This window comes from Herpetosiphon giganteus, from assembly GCF_016907925.1.
Lineage (GTDB): Bacteria > Chloroflexota > Chloroflexia > Chloroflexales > Herpetosiphonaceae > Herpetosiphon > Herpetosiphon giganteus.
In genome coordinates, this window is the sequence record NZ_JAFBCZ010000005.1 from 230386 (window position 1) to 247613 (window position 17228).

Consider the following 17228-nt stretch of genomic DNA (forward strand, 5'->3'; position numbering starts at 1 on the left):
TAATTAGGATGGGGGTTGAACAAGATGCGCCCTGATTGTTGTATGTAACAGGTCGCTTAACATCGCTTGATCAATCTGCTGCGCTGGTGTTGTTTCTGGTTTGGCAGCTTGTGGGTTGGCCAACCACAGTGCGGCGTGGGCCATCAACCATGAAAGGCTGGTTGGTTGGCTGGTTGCGGCGGCTGGCTCCTTGATGATCAGCAGTAAAGCGGCTTTATCAGCCTCGGGCATTAATGCGGTGAGTTCGGCGGTGGATGGTAGATTGTTGGCATTGCCCATGGTTGGCTGAGTTGTTAGTTCGATAATCTGTTTAATGACATGATCGAGTGTACCCAATTCGAGAAAGGTTTGCAAGCCTTGTGAGTCGACATAATTGAGCACGATTAATTCATCGGTAAAGCTAAAGTATTTGGGTAAACCTGTGCCTTCACGCTCGGTAATGCTCAAAATTGCCAGCGTGCTTGGCTGGAGGGTTGCCTCCAAAATGAGCGCTAATTCCCCCGTGATCGTGAGTTGGTTGCTATAGGGATCGCGCAGTAAAATTCCACGATCATACAGCTCATCTTCGGCAGTTTGCAGCTGTTCAGCACTAACCGCCAGATCATTGGTTGTATTATGAATGGCGAGTGCTTCGCCAACCAGATAATGGAGGATAATCGCTAATTCTGCCTGGGTGAGTACAAAACGATTCATTCGGGCCACCTCGATACTAGTTCAGACAACTCACTCAGGAATTCGCGCTAGACGTGATGATGATGCGACCAGCTCTTCGGTAAAATGACCATCCTCATGAATTGTCATGGGCTGCTTAACGCTACGAGATTGGTTTTGATGATGTGCTCCAATGCTTGGCATGCATGTGCAATCGTAGCCTTGCTGGAATAGCCATGATCATCTTAGTTAAAGAGCGTTATAAGTTGGGCGAGCTTTCCATCAAGTTGCTTTGCCACCCATGCAAGATCATTGGATTTATGGCGATTGAAGCTGTGCCATAAGCGTTGCAATTGGTTTGCCTGACGATCAAGCAAATCGAGTACATTGTACCAACCTTGGGAGCCATCGAGTTTAAGGTGTTGGTTGGTCAGAAACGGGGCAGTATGTCGACCAAGCGCAACGCTGTACTCGCCATCAGAAAGCATGAGCAAGGCATTACACATGGGCGAATGGTATAAAACCAGACATTCTCTGCCACCATGCTGGGCATCGCACTGTTGGCGCACAAATTGATGGGCTTGCAAATGGCGCTGGAGACAGCGTTCCGCGTAGTTGATAAAGCCCTGACATGCTGCACAATGCGAATCCATCGATGTTCCTCTACCGAACGCTTGCTGGCCCACAACCGCTTGCTTGGTTTGCAGGCCAGCAAGCCGTTTATGCGCCGTAGTAGCGCTGCCGCTGCATAAATTGAATATAATCAGCGAGCCATGTGGCTGGTGCGCCAGGCGCGAACATCGCCAACAGCTGCTCAAATTGGCCTGCGAGCAATTGGGCCAGCCATTGATGATAATCGAGGCTGCCATCCCAAAATTGTTCAATTACCCGCTGGGTCATGATTTTTTTGTTGGCTCGATACTCCAACAAATAGACCAGATTGAACCAGCCTTGCGAGCCATCAACGTCGAGAATTTGATCGGTCAAAAATGGCGCATCAAATGTGCCTAAAGCGCAATAATCAGCGCCATCGGTGCGTTGAATCAACAGTTGGCAGCTTGGCGAATGATACAAGGCCAAGCATTCCAAGCCGTTGTTTTGGGCATCACATTGGACGCGGCGAAATTGACCAAACTCCAAATAGCTGCTCAATTGTTGCTCAACATAGCTGATATAGCCTTGGCACTGGCCACAATCGTTGCTCACAGAAAACCTCTTAATCGTTCAAGGATTGGCTGGTTTGCAAAACTTCGCCGCCTGGGCCTATGCTGCCGCCAGCCACCCGTCCGCCAGTGCTTGCGCGCCAGTCGCCAGTCTTGATCCAGCTATCGCCAATTTGGCGGTAGCCATATTGGTAGGCTTGGCTTTGCATAAAGCGCACTTCCATCGCGCTATACGATTGAGGGCGCTTGGTCAAAATATCGTCAATCGAGCTGCCCTTAATATCGATTCGGCTAATGCCGCTTTCAAGCTGCGATTGCAAGAATTCGCGGTTGACTGGCCAGATGCGATTATTGCCGCCTTCAGCAATTGGCTTGAGCGCATCCCAAACTTCGGCGGTGGTGCTGAAATAGCGTCCGCCATGCGCATTCGCTTCGCCGATATAGCCAAGGAAGCCTGACGCTGGGTCAGCTTTGAATGCCCCTAATACTACTCGATCAGTCAAGGCTGTGCCTGTGCCAACATGGCTTGATTGATTGGCAATATAGCGAGCCATGGCGGTTTCTGCGCTGCCGCCTTTGGCCAGTGCGCCAATATCGCCAGCTGCTTGGAGCGGAGTGCTGACACGGGCAATATCAGCGGCTGCATCGGTAACGGTCGCTGCTTTGCTGAGCTTAGCTGCTTTACCAACCTTATCAGCGCCTTTGGTGCCGATTAAGATCGAGCCGATAAACATCGTGCCACGGCCAATTGCTTCCCATGGGCGGCCATTCTCCCAAGCTTCGACATAGGGCGCTTTGAATGCTTCCCAGAACTCACTTGGATGGGTTACTGCGTGCCAAATACCTTTAACCGTTTCGACTGGATTGGTGACCATATTCCAAACGCCGACCACCATATCCTTGAGTTCTTTGCCTGCGCCAACGAAGAAATCTTTGACCCCATTGCCAACGCTGCTGAAGAACCCGCCAACGCTATCGAGCCAACTACCGCCGCCCTTGCCACCTTCAGCATTGCCGAGCAACGAGCCTTTGAATAAACCAGCAGCTTCTTCTTCGGCTTGACTAAAGATTTTTTGGATTTCGAGGGTAACTTGTTGGGCTGTTTGGAACGCGTTGATCAAGCGATTGAAGGTTGGGAAGATTTCGTCGTTGAGTTCTTTGGCAAAGGCAACGCTGGCATCGCCTTTCCAGCTGTCGTTCAATTGTTGGCCGGTATTGCGAATTGTCGTTTGCAATTGCTCAACGTTTTGCTTGAGGCGACCGAAACGCTGAGCCACCTGTGCGGTTTGCTCATACTGTATCTGAACAACTTCCTTGCTCATGACACTGCTCCTAGGTTGTAATGGGGTTGATAGTCGATTTAGAGTGCTAGGGTGGGCTGCTCATGAGCTTGGGAGCCAATAAAAAGACCAAATTGATTAAAGAGAAAATAACCCATGAGGCGTAGCAACACTCCAATACTCCAATTTCAGTATACCAAAATCCTACCTTTTGAACAACGATCAAAATTAAAAACCATCCACAAACTGGCTACGAGCGCTAGTTTGTGGATGGTTTGTTGGTTTGCTAGAATAGCTTCATGAAGGCCAATTTATAACGCTGCGGTGGCCAATTGTTCAAACCAACGCTGAATATGCTCGCGCAACCATGCTTGATCAATTGACTGCACTTCAAACACTTCAGGGTTAGTTTCGTCGAGCTGAATTGCCCAAGCGCTACTTGGCCCTTGCAGAATTGCTGGATTAATCGCATCGACGATTTCGGTATCTTCGCAACGCACAATTGCCAACGAAGCACTGAACACTGGCGCTTGAATTGCCTCGATCAGGCTTTGGGCAGCTTGTTGCTCAAGCCCAGCCGCAGTTAAGCGGTTCAAGGCTTGGGCATCAGCGCGATCTTCTGCCAAGCCTTTGATCGCCAAGAATTCGTCTTGGCTGAGGCGCATGCTGGCTTCGAAGGCTTTGCTTGGTTGCACTTCCAACAAAAACGCCAAACGATCAAACAGCACCAGCATATCAGGCAAAAACGCCAAGCGATGTTGATTCTCGGTTGGCAGAGTTTGCTCAACAATGCCTAATTGGTTGACATAGTGCAAAAAGAGCTGGCCACCAGTATCGGGCGTTTCGCGGGTCGTGATAAAGGCAACATCGGGAAACGCCACAATTTGTGAGAATTCTAAGATTTCGCGTTCGATCATGACGGTTTCATCGTCGCTGATCGTCGCTAATTCTTTGGCAACCAAACCTTGAACCCCTTGATTCAAGGCGGCCAGATGGCTTGCTTGATCGTGGGGAATCAAGCTTTCATTATCTAAGCCAATAATTTTATTGGTGCGGGCAGCTTCGAGTAAGACCAAAAACTCGTTGCGCTCCAGAATAAGTCCATCCATCGGTTAAAACCCCTCTATGTTACTTCGCTCCGCCAAACGAGATGCCAAATGAAACAAATGGCAACTTGACTTTGGTGGTTTTGCCAATGCTAAAGCCAAGCTCAGCCTTGAGGCCAACTTCGGCACTCACCCCAACATTAACCCCAGCGACGTTTACGCCTTTGCTTCCGGTAACCGAAACCAAGGTGCCACCAACGGTTGCGCCAAGTGAGCCATCTTTGATGCCAGCGAAACCTTCAACTGAAAGCGCTTTGCCTTCGAGGGTTTCGGTATAGCCTAAGTTTTTGTTGCCATAGACATTAGTTAATTCGCCTTTAGCAACGGTTGCTTCGCCGTATGGCCCAATGGTGAATTTTTTCTCGCCATTCATGCCTAAGCCAATCCCAACTTCGCCATAGCCAACTTGGTATTTGCCTTTGAGGGTATAGGGAATTGGGCCGTCGACTTTAAGTAAATCGCCTTTGCCTTCGAGCAACGCGCCACTTACCCCAAGCTTCAATTGTGGCTTGGTTTCGCCGGTTTTGGTTTTGTAATCGTAGGTATGGATTTTAACTTTGCCCTTGACGGTTGGGCCGCTGCCTTGTTTGTCGCCATTGCCGGCTTGGCCACTGCCATCACCTGCTTGGCCGCTGCCGCTGCCATTGCCGCTACCATTGCCGTTGCCGTTGCCACCGCCCATCAATGAGCCTTTGAACAACCCAGCAGCTTCTTCTTCTGCTTGTTGGAAGATTTTTTTGATTTCAACGGTTGTGCTTTGGGCTTGGTTAAACAACGTGGTCAAGCGCGTGAAGGCAGGTTGAACTTCGCCCCGAAATTCAGCGCTAAATGCCTTTTGCGCATCACCTTGCCATTCACCAGCTTCTAAGCGGGCTGCAATACTTTCAATCGATTTGAAAATAGCAGTTGTTGTATCAGCAGCCTTGCCAAAACGGCTGGCAACCTGATCCAACACATCGTACTTCGCCTGAACGGTTTCTTGAGGCATGACACAAACTCCATCGGGTATAAAAAGAACAGAAGTTTTATCATTGCTAGCAATACTAGCCAATGATTATGCTTGATGCTTAATCAGGTTAAACCTTGGTTAAGCACCTATTCTTCTCAGTTAAGACTACAATAAAAGGCGCAGCCTTACCAAGGAAATACAATTGACTCTGCAAGCATACTCGATGGATTGCTGGTTTACAAGAGGGGCTTTTGATGGATTTTTTAACTCATTTGCGGCCTTGAAATGCTCAAACGAGATGCAACTAGCAATAGTCGGAATATCTCGTTTGAGCTAGTTGTGGTTTAGCGTCCGTGGATTTGGTCGAGGGTTGCTACGGTTTCACCAGTTTGTTGTTCATAGGCTGCAATCATGGCCAAAAGCCCTTGGCCAAGCGTTTTGGCAACTGGCAATGACATATTGACGACGGCAACCGCGCGGCCATTGGTTTGTAACACGGTATAGGCATCGGTTGAACCTAGACCATTGATAAAACCATTGGTATACATTAATGGTGCTTCCATAAATGCGTCTTCAACCAAACTTTGTAGGTGTTCTAAATCGCTCATACATCCTCCTGAGTATTAATTTGCGCAGAGAAATAGCGCTGGTGTGAACCAAGCGCTATTTTAACTGCATATTGATTTTTCGGCGAATAGTTTAATCCGAAATAATGACTTTAAAGGTAATTTGGCTCCGATCCAGCGTGATCAAGTCGCCATGCTGTAAGACTTGGCGGCGATCAACCTGAATGGGCCGACCCGTCGAATCGGTAATCGTCGTTGGGTTTGGCGAGAGGCTTTCAATATAGAAATGACCGCCAGTTTCGGTAATTTCAAATTGCCGCCGTGAAACCCGCAACCCATTAGGGTGGCTGCCCAAATCAACTGCCAATAGATCGTTGCTTGCTTGATTGTCGAAGCGGCCAACGATTGCTGGTTGCCAGTGGAGGCGATAACTATTGCCCGTTGGATGCTCACGTAAGTAAATCCGACGTGCCATTGGCTGGCCATCTTCTGGCATATTTGGCATTGCTTCACTAAATATCAAGCGTTCTTTATTCGAAACTTGTTTATCGAGTGTGCGATTATTGCTTAAGACGCTGCCATCTTGCTTCATCAAGCAATAGGCATCGGGATTTTGACCAAGAAAATCGAAGTCACGCCGAAATTCCTTCAAAATCGATTCAACAAGCTCTCCGGTAGGAATGTTGGTGAGTGTTTGAGCAACTTGTTGCTTCTTTTCATAGACATCGATAAAAAGTTCAAAGCGGGCTTGTTTGGCACCCATGAAAGTAACTCCTCACACGGTACTATGCTTGGGGAGCGAGCCAACAGCGTCGATCGCTCCCCATTACTTTAGCTTTCTAAGGTTCCTTCGAAGGTCAAAATCAACGATTCATCATCGCTGCTGGTCATGTCGGCCATCATTGTCGCGGTTTCGAGATCGAGGCCATCGTGCATATGCTGATCGACCAACATTTGGTGCAGCATCGATCGCAGGCGCTCGGAGCTATTCCAGCTTGCAAAATCCATTGAAATATAGTTTTGCATAATCGCTTCAGCAATATTGCTATCGCCGTTTGCCTCTTTGATGCGTGGCATCAAGCGTTGGATACCTTGGCGAATCAGCGCCGACATTCGAGCAACTGTCGGGTCTTGTTCCATGCTGACTGGTTTATCGCCAATCGTAATCGCCCCACTTGACCAGGCTGCCCGTTCTGGGTAGCGTTCGCTGATGGTTTCAACCCAGCCGTCAAGGGCTGTGATGATCCGTTCGGCTTCATCGCTGGCATCTTCGGTGACAATATGGCTGCCATCGGTATACGGGCTGGCCACTTGGATCAAGGTTGTTTGACCTGCTTTGACCATAAAGCCCCGACCCATTGGCAATTCTTTGCCCCGAACTTCGCTTGGGGTGCGCATAACCCGTAATGATTCCACCGCTTGGGCTGTCCGTAGACCAATCCCAAAGTTGGCGCTCATAACGCGGCGGCGCAGATCATTGACCCCACCATCGAGCGTGCCTGCAATAATGACAAACACACCTTCGCCACCGTAGCGCCGAGTCAGCACTGCCATATCGTTCATCACTGAACGCTTGCTTTCTGCTTCGTCGCTGAAATCTTCAAAGTTATCGATGAAGATATAGACTGGGCGGTTAATCGCTTGCTGGGCGAATGCCTGACACTCGATTTGTAGATTTTCCAACAATGGACCCATTTGATCGATTTCGCTGACGGTTTGCAAGACGTGCGGCAAATCAGCAAGGCTGCGTTTGCCACCATACTTGAAGAAGCGTCCGCGGGTATCAATCAAGACCATCGCCACCTGTTCAGGCGTGTAGCGATCGGCCAGCGAAAGCACCCAGTTGTAGAGCAAGGTGGTTTTACCAGAGATTGGTGGCCCAGCAATCGCTGCGTGTGGCCCAATCTTTTTGAGATCGTACATGGCTGGCATCAGGTTGTTGCTTTGGCCAACGACGCTCCAAATGACTTTGCCTTCAGCAACTTTATTGGTTTCATCGAGCATTTCGCGCAATGGCACAATTTGCGGCAGAATTTGAATTGGATCAGGTGTGGTGCGCATGCCACCAAGTTGTTCAACCTTGGCCTGCATCATCATCCCCATCAAATCAAGTTCTTCAGCTTCGTTGCGATGGTCGCGGCCATCAGGCCCAACTAAGCCCACTGGCAAGGTTGCTTGGAAGAGCAATGGCCGTTTTCCAACCCGAATATAGCCGCGGCCCGGCACATCGCCAAATTCAATTGCGCCCCGCCCAACAATATCCATATAGCGATCTTGTTGGCCTTGCTTGAAGGTAATCCGTTCGCCAAATAAGCTGTTAAAGCGGCTTGACATATTGGTTGGGAAGTTGGCCGTAACGATAAAGGCAATCCCAACGCTCAGTGAGCGCCGAACCAATGGAATCAAGACCGATTCTTCAACCGCGTCGTAATTCTCGTGGATGATGGCAATGTTATCGATTGCAACCACAATCGCTGGCAAGGCTTGATCTGGAAACTGCTTATTGTATTCATAGATGGTGTTGACCCCTGCATCGCTGAAGATTTGTTGGCGTTCGCGGGTCAAACGTTCCATCTTGCTGAATAAACGCAGCATTTGTTCTTCAAAGGTCTCGTCGTCGGCGTAAATTAATGCTCCGACGTGCGGCAAGTTGCGCAAGCTACGGAAGTTGCGCCCACCCAAATCGACCACATAGGCGTGGAGTTCATCGGGGCTGTGGCTCGCTGCCAAACCGGCGATGATCGAGCGTAACAACGAAGTTTTGCCCCAACCAGAATCACCATAAATTGCCAAGTGATTGGTGCTGAAATCAAAGACAAATGGCAATTGGGTTGCTTCATTTGGATCATCAACCAACAAGGCTGCGGTGCGCATGGCCTCGGTTTCCCAATCGACCCCTGGCCAGAGATGTTCAGTGTCACCGTTGATCCAATCGGTTACGGCTGGCTGGAAGACAATAATGCTATTGTCTTTGGCATTGATAATCGGCGATTGCAAACTTACGCGCTCGGGTAAGAAATTTGGCCATGGTTTTGGCGTTGGTTGGAAATTGACCAACTCACGTGAAATTTGCACCACGGTATCAAACAATTTCGGTGTATCTTCGCTGGTTGAAACTGGTTCTGGCTCACGTTCTGGCCAGAGCACAGCCACTTCGCGATCGTCGATTTGGCTTTCGCCAGTGTATGAAACCTGAATCAGTTCAAGATTTTCGTTGCCAATTTGCAAGTAGCCACGGCCTGGCATGCCGTTGGGCAAGAAGGCTGCGTCTGGTTTGCGCAAGAGTTCACGGCTGGTATCTGGCTGTTCAACCCGTAGACAGAGCCGCAACTTGATATTGGCGCGCATTTGGTCGGTAACACCCTTTGGTTGTTGCGAAGCGAGCAAGAGGTTGACCCCTTGGGCACGACCAACCCGGGTGATACTTTCCAACGATGGGAGATATTCAGGGTTCGAATCGAACATTTCGGCGTATTCGTCGATGATGATGAACAAGTGTGGGTATGCGCCAAACTCTGGTTTCTTGTGGAAGCCACGTTCGCGATATTCCACAATATCCTTCGTGCCAGTCATGGCGTTGAGTGCTTGACGGCGACGAATTTCAGCATCAATCGAGGTGAACATACGATCAACTGCCGACTTGTTCAAGTTGGTCACGATGTCCACACAATGCGGCATGTTTTCGAATGGCTTGAAGGCACCGCCACCTTTGAAGTCGACCAAGACAAAGTTGAGAATATCAGGCGAGTAATTCAGCGCTAGACCCACAATCAAGGTCATCAGCAATTCCGATTTACCAGCACCAGTACCCCCTGCAACCATCCCGTGAACACCGTCACGCTTGGCTTCGAGTTGCAGCGTGCGTGGCCGATTGCCTGAGACAATCCCCAAACATGCAGCCAACCAGCCAGCTTGTTTGCCAGTGCCTGCGTTGTATTCCCAGGTTTTGGCGGTTGCTTCTTTGAGTTCTTCGACAAATGGCCGGTCGCCACGGCCAATGTTGTGCATTTCTTGCAGCACTTGGCGATACGACGAACTCTTGGGCAAGGCGGCAATCCCCAACGGTGGTTGGTATTTGCCAGGATTATTGGCGATATGCGCATTCATATGCTTGCCGATAACCCGAATTTGGCCAGCTTCACCGCGAATTTGCAGTTTTTCGGTCACTTGTGGTTGGCCGTCAGCGCCCAAGACATCGGCTTTGCCAATCGTGCCTGGTGGTAAGGCAATGTGATAGCTCAGCGCATCGCGGCCAACTTTGACCGCACCACGCCCAGGAATTTCTTCAACTTCTAAGAGCCGTGCGCCAACAATGGCCGAATAGTCGCCTGAATCAGAAATCTTGAAGGTCAAGCGTTCGGTAAAGAGGCTATACAGCTTACTTGACAGAATATTCAAGCGGCTGGCAGTGATCAGAATATGCAAGCCATAGGCTTTCGCTTGGCGTGCCAAGGCTACAAAGACCTCAAGCAAGTTATTGGCATCATTATTCTTATCATCGCCAAAGGTTTCGATATATTCGCCGAAGTTATCGATTGCCACCAAAATTGCTGGCTTTGGATTGGCAGCGTTTTGGCTGTTGTACTCAGAAAGGGTTGAAACCCCGGCATCGCTGAACAGTTTCTTGCGTTCATCAACAACGTTATTCAATTCACGCCAAAGCTGCTGAATGCGCTCTTCATAGCCTTGTTCGTCTGGCAGAATCACCGTCCCGACGTGCGGGATGGAGCGCAAGACTTCAAGGTTACGGCCACCAAGATCGAGCACATGGGCATTGAATTCGTTGGGCGAGTGGGTTGCTGCCAAACTCAACACCAACGAGCGAATCATGGTGGTTTTACCCCAACCAGAAGCGCCGAAAACCACTACGTGACCTTTGTTGAAGTCGAGCACCAATGGCATTTGGCGGGCATTACCTGGATCGTCGAGCACCCCAACGACCGCGCGCATTGCCACGTGATTCCAATCGACTCCAAACCACTGACCTTTATTCTCAAACCAATCGCCAACAAAGGCATTGATTGCGATTCGTTGCGAACGGCCAAGGGTCATCAATGGTAGATAAGTTTTATCAACATACCGTGGGTTGAGCGGTTGTTCGTAGGTAATTGCATCGGGCAATGGCGCTGGCCATGGCGTTTGAGGCCGTGGTCGTGGATGGAGTAAATTTTGCGCCATCGTCACGATTAATTCATAGAACTTGGCTTTAGTGCCGTCGGCAGCCACTGCATAATCGTATGATTCACCAGTGTACGAAACTTGAATCAGGTCAAGATTTTCGTTGCCAACTTGGAGATAACCCCGACCAGGCATGCCGCTTGGCAAGAAGGCTGCATCCGAGCGGCGCAACATTTCGCGGCTGGTTTCAATATCTTCAACCCGCAAACAGATCCGATACTTGATGTTGGCGCGCATTTGGTCGGTAACCCCGATTGGCCGTTGTGAGGCCAGCAAGAGGTTGACCCCAATTGAACGTCCAACCCGAGTTATACTTTCCAACTCATCGCGGAACTCAGGCGTATCGCTGATCATTTCCGCATATTCGTCGATGATGATAAATAGATGCGGGAATGGCCCCCATTGTGGGTCAAGGTGGAAGCCCTTGGCACGATATTCCACAATATCTTTGGTGCCAGTACGCGCATTCAGCGCTTGGCGACGGCCCATTTCTGCATTGATTGCCGTAAACATCCGGCGCACGCGCGATTTATTCAAGTTGGTCACCAAATCAACGGTGTGTGGCATATCCTTGAAGGGATCAAACGCACCACCACCCTTGTAGTCGACCAAAATGAAGTTAAGGATACTGGGGTCGTAGCGCACGGCCAAACCGATGATCAAGCTCATCAGCAATTCCGATTTACCAGCACCAGTACCGCCTGCAATCATCCCGTGAACACCATCTTTTTTGGCTTCGAGTTGCAGCGTGCGTGGCCGATTGCCCGACATCACCCCAATCGTCACTTTGAGCCAATCGGCGTTTTCTGGTTTGATGCTATTTTCCCATGCTTCGCTCATCAGGCTATTCAATTGAGGCCGTAGATCGGCATCGAAGCGAATTTCGCGCTGGAGCATGGTGGCATACATTTCGGGCAACATCGATTTGAAGAGAATCGCCTTGGGCATTGCGTCAACCCGCCGTGGCTTGAGATAGTTTTTGCCACTGGTGCGGGCATAATCAGTCATAAATTGGGCCAACTGATCGATTTCTTTCATTTCGATCGTTGGGTCAAGCGAGCCATCGCTGCTGATGCCAGCTGCGACCGCCACTTGGAAGCTGAGCGGCTGTGGGCCAACTTTGGTATAGCCACGGCCAGGAATATCATTAATATCGTCAACCCGACCGCCAACGATCGACCGATATTCGGTGTTATCGCTGAGTTTCAAGGTGTAACGCTCGGTAAATAAGCTAAAGACTTGGTTCGATAGCTCGGCCAGGCTGCCAATGGTAATGATGAAGTGAATTGCATACGGCTTGGCTTGGCGCGCAATCGAAATCAGCTTATCGAGCACGCTTTCGACGTTGCTATCTGGGCCTTCGCCAAAGGTTTCGGTAAATTCGGCAAAGTTATCGATTGCAACCAAAATTGCTGGCTGGGTATTGGTTGGATTAACCGCATTGTATTGGTAAATATCGGCAATCCCTGCATCGTTGAGCAGCAGTTTGCGTGCATCGACAATATCGTTGATTTCGCGCAGCAATTGTTCGACCCGTTCTTCGTAGCCTTCACCGTCAGGAATAATCACCGCACCTGAGTGAGGCAATTTATCCAGCACGCTAAAGTTCCGCCCACCCAAATCGAGAATATACATATGCATCTGATTTGGCGAGTGGGTTGCGGCTAAGCTCATCAGCATCGAGCGCAGGAAGGTGGTTTTACCCCAACCAGAGCCACCAAAGACGACTGCATGGCCGCGTGGGAAGTCCACGGTCAAGGGTAATTGCTTCGCTGCATAGGGATTATCGATCAAGCCAAGCACTGGCCGCATTGCATAATCACGCCAGTTCAGATCTTCGACCCAGCCCGAAGTCCCATTGATCCATTTGTTCAAGGCAGGGTTCAAGGTCAGATCGTGCTCGCGGGGCAAGCCAACCATAATTTCGTCGATGCCCAACAGATATTCTTCAAAAGTAACTGCATTGACATTCGGATCTTCTGAGATCAAGTGTTGGGTCAAGGCCAGTTCGCGTGGCAAGAAGTTTGGCCATGGTGCCCGTTGAATTGGCACGTTATTATCACGTGACAAAGCATCGAGCGTGCTGACGATGACCTTGTACAGTTCTGGTGGGCTTTGATCTTGGGTATCAATCCCTGGGTCAACGCCTTCAGCGCGGCGGCGATCTGGCCAAATAACTTTTTCTTGCGAAACTGAATTGGGGTCAACATAGGGATCGCCAGTGTAGGCCACTTGAATCAATTCAATTTCTTCGTTACCAACTTGCAGATAGCCCCGACCTGGAATCCCAGTTGGCAAGAAGGCTGCATCCGAGCGGCGCAACATTTCGCGGCTTTCGCCTTGGGTCTCCACCCGCAAGCTAATCCGGAACTTGATGTTCGAACGCATTTGGTCGGTGATCCCGCTAGGCCGTTGTGCGGCGAGAATCAGCGAAACCCCGAGCGAACGCCCAATCCGCGTGATACTTTCCAACTCGCCCCGATACTCAGCCCGATCGGCGATCATTTCGGCGAATTCGTCGATGATGATAAACAGATAGGGATAGGGATAGTGGGTATTGTGGAAGTTCTTCTTGCGATATTCAACGATATTTTTGGTATCAGTTTCGTTGTTTAAGACTTGGCGGCGTTGCATTTCCGACTTAATTGCCGTAAACATGCGGGTTACGCCATCGCCAGCCAAGTTGGTGATGATGTCAACACAGTGGGGCAGGCGTTCGAATTCTTTGAATGCGCCACCGCCCTTGTAGTCGACCAACACAAAGTTAATCACCGAAGGATCGTAGGTAACCGCCATCACCGCAATCAGCGAGATTAGCAACTCCGATTTACCAGAACCGGTACTGCCTGCGACCATCCCGTGAACACCATCACGTTTGGATGAGAAAACCAAAGTCCGGGTTTTATTCCCCGACATGCGACCAACCTTGGCGCGCAGCCAGTTGGCATATTTAGGTTGCGTGCTGCGTTGCCAATTCTTAATCGCATCGACCTTGAGTTCATCAAGTGAGCCATAGCCCATCAGGTCGAAGAAGGCAACGCCATCGGCAAGGTTGGCCCCAGCGCTTTGGCGCAAATTGAGGGTTGATAGTTCTTCGGCCAATTTGCGCGATTCTTCGCGATTAACAATATTATCAGCAGCCCCGATATAGCGGAAGGTGTTGACCCCCTGCTCGGCGTAGCGGAAGAATAATTGTTGATGTTGGGCTTGCTTACTGTTGGTTGCTGGCGTGGTTCGTTCAATTTCGATCACCGACTTACAGCCGCCAGGCACTTTGCTGCGTTCTGGCACGAGGAAGATCACCGCAGCGCCAAGCTGTGGGCCTTCTTCGATCAAGATTGAGAGTGCTGCATCCGATTCAATATCGCGCAACCGCTCGCCAGCTTTTTCATACATATCGAGCAGGTCAACTACCAGCAACATAAATGGTAAGCCTGGGTTGCCACGGCCCGAATTATTATTATTTTCTTCGTTATCTTCCATGCGCATTTTGCGTTGCGATAGAATTTTACGAATGCCTTCCATGTATTGATCTAATTCATCGCCTTCTTCATCGGCATCATCAGCAACTTCTTTAATTTCGCTGACGAAACAAAGTTGCTCATATTCGCCTGGCTGACAGTGGGGCAAGGTTTCGACCCAATCCCATTCGTTATATTTTGAGGCCAAAACATACAAACGTGAATCGGACGGTGAGTGGAAAACCGCATAATGCGCCAAAATCGAGCGAATCGATTCATAGACAGCATCCCGATCGCCTGCAATCCCCAAGGCATGGGTGGTTGGCGTAATCGGCGTTGCCTTTTCTTTCGAGCCGCCTTCGTCTTCTGGCTTGTAGCGCAAGGTGATAATAATCGGAATATCAGAGACATAGCGCGAATCGGCATCAAGCTTCATGGCTTCACGAGCGAGTGGGCTACTGAAATTGCCACCGCTCTTAACCTCGTAAACCACGGTTGATGGCAATGTGCCCATGCCAAGCCGCACCGAGCCGAAGTCATCATCAGAAACCCGTCGTTCCCAAATGCGCGCATTTGAGCGCAGGGTGCGTTCAGGCTTTTCTAAATCTTGTTTGGCATCGGTAATAACCTTGATCGTATTTGGCGTATCAGGATAGTTATAGCGATAAAAACGGCGCTGCAAATCGTGATAGCCGTGCATATCTTTATTTAATTCAACGATCTGTTCATGATATTGGCGTTCACGTTCTAAACGTTGGTTTTTCTCACGAATAAACGAATAGATTGAGAAGCCTGTGGAGGCCAACACCGATAATGCCATCGGGATGAGAATCAAAGCGCCGCCGCCGCCGCGCCCTCCAAACATTGTTACGAAGACATAACCCACAATCATCGTCATCGGCAGAGCCAACTGAATCAGTTTCGAAATCGCATCCTCAGGATTTTCTGGCGGGGATGGGATTTCAAACTTATTGAAAGGTAGCTCTGGTTGAATCCGTGGAGGACGATCTATCATCTGGATAGAGTTTTTCATCGGTGCATCTCCAAAATTCCGCCCATCGATCAGTCACTGATCGGATCTGATGTGAACACACGCTAAAAAGTGGCACGAGGAGAGAAATTGCGCATTGCTGGTGTAACGCGTCAACTATACCATATAAACCTCTATTTCGGCTAGTGGTTGACAGCTTTTGAATAAATGAGTAGAGTAGTGCCAACAATCCTCGCCTAGCAATCCAGATTACGGTACGATAGAGCCATAATCTGGTTTCCCATGACTACCCATGGAACGGAGTAAGCGCCCATGAAACAGGTATGTCTGTTATGTGAACGAACATCGTTTGATAATAATTTGTATTGTCAAGAAGTTTATTGTCAAGCTGAAAAATCGCCAACAATTCTTGGATATGGAAAATGGCTGGGCGATATTGAAATCGTGCGGCCCGTTGTTGTACTACGCTCTTCAGTTTTATACGAAGCCAGCCATCAAAAAGAGCGCGTATTTCTTAAAGTAGCCCACGTTGGCAGCGAAAATACTGAACGCTTAAAACGTGAAGCCGAATTTCTAAAAACTATTCGGGTTTCGAACGAACGCAATACGTTCTTGCCAAATTGGCGGCCACCCTATGCCAATGCCACCGTAAGTGCCCAGACTGAGGCCTACGGGCGGGCGATGCTCGGCGAACACCTTTTTTACTATTACTTGTCAGATTTCTTTGCTGGCGAATCGTTGCGCGACGCGCTGACCAAAAATCCGCAAATGTGGGTCAACCATATTGGTTGGTTGGTCATGCGTTTGTCATCATCAATTGCGCTCTTGCAAAGCAAAGGTGTGTTGCATTTCGGGATCAACCCCGAATCGCTGTTGGTGCATTTTGAAGATAATCCTTCAGTGCCAACCATTCACTTGCTCGATTTGGGTATTGCCAGCACGCCGCAAAATATCAACAACGATTGGTATTCGTTTATGGTTCCGCCAGCCTATACTGCACCAGAAATTATGCAGCCGCACCTGCAAAAACCAAGCTATGCAACCGATGTCTATGGCCTCGGCTTGATTTTGTATGAAATGCTGGTTGGCGTTCCGGCCTATCCCTTCAAGCTCAAAAGCGACGAAGAGGTCTATCAGGCAGTCTTGAAAAACCATCATGTTAATATGAACCGAACTGCTGACGTGCGGGCAATTGCTGAGCTGGCAGTGCGCATGGTCGATGTTCAAGTTGCGAATCGGCCTCAAAACGCAGCTCAAGTCGTCCAGGAATTACTTAAGCTGTTTGGTGAAGTTCCAACTGCCAAAAAGAGCCGCTGGCCCAGCCTCAACACGATCCTGATTATTGTGATTAGTTTATTGACCGTCGCCTTTTTGATTACCTTCTTTGTAACCTTGAACCAGTTGAATATTATTTAGGCTTGGTTGTGGTTGAAGAGCAGGGTTTGCGCCCTGCTCTTTTTTATGCCTGAAAATTTAAGGCCTTTTCGTGCTTAAACTCAAACCGACCATGCAAGCGCATGATCGGTTTGAAATACTGGGTAAAATGACTTGAATAGGGAACTAGCCGAAGCGGCCTGATGCCGAGAAGTCTTGGTTTTGGAAGTTCTTAATAGCGGTATTGACATCTTGAGTGATTTCAACACATTTTTCAGCCATCTTTTCGATTTGTGGACGGAACTGATCGATGTAGTTTGCTACAGCTGCGCCACCAACCAAACCGATGAATGCAGTTGCTTTAAGGGTGGTTGAAAGGACTTCCAAGACTTTAGCAACGGTTTTCAAAACTTGCCCAACCGTATTGATAGTCTTAGCGATTTTGGCGACATCGCCAACCTGCATATAAATTTCTGATGCTTGTGCCATGAGCTGGACTCCTTAAGATC

At 49.3% G+C, this 17228-nt stretch carries 11 protein-coding genes; 1 reads left to right on the forward strand and 10 read right to left on the reverse strand.

The annotated features are described in order from the left end of the window. Nucleotides 1–3: 3 nt before the first annotated feature. The 9 genes from JOD20_RS06700 to JOD20_RS06740 all read right to left on the reverse strand — a co-directional run bounded on the left by JOD20_RS06700 (nucleotide 4) and on the right by JOD20_RS06740 (nucleotide 15252). The gene (locus JOD20_RS06700; RefSeq protein WP_204754518.1) at nucleotides 4–693 is read right to left on the reverse strand and encodes a hypothetical protein; all 690 of its coding nucleotides are present in this window, start codon (nucleotides 691–693) and stop codon (nucleotides 4–6) included. Nucleotides 694–896: 203 nt separating this feature from the next. Next, nucleotides 897–1304 (reverse strand): hypothetical protein, encoded by a 408-nt coding sequence (locus JOD20_RS06705; protein WP_204754519.1) that lies wholly within the window; start codon nucleotides 1302–1304, stop codon nucleotides 897–899. 67 nt (nucleotides 1305–1371) lie between these two features. Beyond that, nucleotides 1372–1857: a hypothetical protein gene (locus JOD20_RS06710; RefSeq protein WP_204754520.1), complete on the reverse strand. Its 486-nt coding sequence runs from the start codon at nucleotides 1855–1857 to the stop codon at nucleotides 1372–1374. A 10-nt stretch (nucleotides 1858–1867) separates the two neighbouring features. Further along, nucleotides 1868–3136 (reverse strand): WXG100 family type VII secretion target, encoded by a 1269-nt coding sequence (locus tag JOD20_RS06715; protein WP_204754521.1) that lies wholly within the window; start codon nucleotides 3134–3136, stop codon nucleotides 1868–1870. Nucleotides 3137–3405: 269 nt separating this feature from the next. Beyond that, nucleotides 3406–4203, reverse strand: coding sequence for a type 2 periplasmic-binding domain-containing protein (locus JOD20_RS06720; protein ID WP_204754522.1), 798 nt, complete (start codon nucleotides 4201–4203; stop codon nucleotides 3406–3408). A 19-nt stretch (nucleotides 4204–4222) separates the two neighbouring features. Then, the gene (locus tag JOD20_RS06725) at nucleotides 4223–5188 is read right to left on the reverse strand and encodes a WXG100 family type VII secretion target (protein WP_204754523.1); all 966 of its coding nucleotides are present in this window, start codon (nucleotides 5186–5188) and stop codon (nucleotides 4223–4225) included. A 305-nt stretch (nucleotides 5189–5493) separates the two neighbouring features. Next, nucleotides 5494–5757, reverse strand: a complete 264-nt coding sequence (locus JOD20_RS06730) for a hypothetical protein (RefSeq protein ID WP_204754524.1) — start codon at nucleotides 5755–5757, stop codon at nucleotides 5494–5496. A 91-nt stretch (nucleotides 5758–5848) separates the two neighbouring features. Further along, nucleotides 5849–6478: an FHA domain-containing protein gene (locus JOD20_RS06735; RefSeq protein WP_110517187.1), complete on the reverse strand. Its 630-nt coding sequence runs from the start codon at nucleotides 6476–6478 to the stop codon at nucleotides 5849–5851. 68 nt (nucleotides 6479–6546) lie between these two features. Beyond that, a complete protein-coding gene (locus tag JOD20_RS06740; RefSeq protein ID WP_204754525.1) occupies nucleotides 6547–15252 on the reverse strand; it encodes an FtsK/SpoIIIE domain-containing protein in 8706 nt (2901 codons plus the stop codon). A 405-nt stretch (nucleotides 15253–15657) separates the two neighbouring features. On the opposite strand from JOD20_RS06740, the gene JOD20_RS06745 reads away from it, so the two are divergent. Beyond that, a complete protein-coding gene (locus JOD20_RS06745) occupies nucleotides 15658–16761 on the forward strand; it encodes a serine/threonine protein kinase (protein WP_110517191.1) in 1104 nt (367 codons plus the stop codon). Nucleotides 16762–16905: 144 nt separating this feature from the next. Here JOD20_RS06745 and JOD20_RS06750 read toward each other — a convergent pair whose 3' ends face one another. Beyond that, on the reverse strand, nucleotides 16906–17208 hold the full coding sequence (locus JOD20_RS06750) for a hypothetical protein (RefSeq protein ID WP_204754526.1): 303 nt from the start codon (nucleotides 17206–17208) through the stop codon (nucleotides 16906–16908). Nucleotides 17209–17228 lie beyond the last annotated feature (20 nt).

Coding starts and splice junctions, on each gene's coding strand:
- JOD20_RS06705 (WP_204754519.1), bottom strand. CDS start 1,304: ATGGATTCGCATTGTGCAGCATGTCAGGGCTTTATCAACTACGCGGAA.
- JOD20_RS06720 (WP_204754522.1), bottom strand. CDS start 4,203: ATGGATGGACTTATTCTGGAGCGCAACGAGTTTTTGGTCTTACTCGAA.
- JOD20_RS06735 (WP_110517187.1), bottom strand. CDS start 6,478: ATGGGTGCCAAACAAGCCCGCTTTGAACTTTTTATCGATGTCTATGAA.
- JOD20_RS06745 (WP_110517191.1), top strand. CDS start 15,658: ATGAAACAGGTATGTCTGTTATGTGAACGAACATCGTTTGATAATAAT.
- JOD20_RS06740 (WP_204754525.1), bottom strand. CDS start 15,252: ATGACGATGATTGTGGGTTATGTCTTCGTAACAATGTTTGGAGGGCGC.
- JOD20_RS06700 (WP_204754518.1), bottom strand. CDS start 693: ATGAATCGTTTTGTACTCACCCAGGCAGAATTAGCGATTATCCTCCAT.
- JOD20_RS06715 (WP_204754521.1), bottom strand. CDS start 3,136: ATGAGCAAGGAAGTTGTTCAGATACAGTATGAGCAAACCGCACAGGTG.
- JOD20_RS06730 (WP_204754524.1), bottom strand. CDS start 5,757: ATGAGCGATTTAGAACACCTACAAAGTTTGGTTGAAGACGCATTTATG.
- JOD20_RS06725 (WP_204754523.1), bottom strand. CDS start 5,188: ATGCCTCAAGAAACCGTTCAGGCGAAGTACGATGTGTTGGATCAGGTT.
- JOD20_RS06750 (WP_204754526.1), bottom strand. CDS start 17,208: ATGGCACAAGCATCAGAAATTTATATGCAGGTTGGCGATGTCGCCAAA.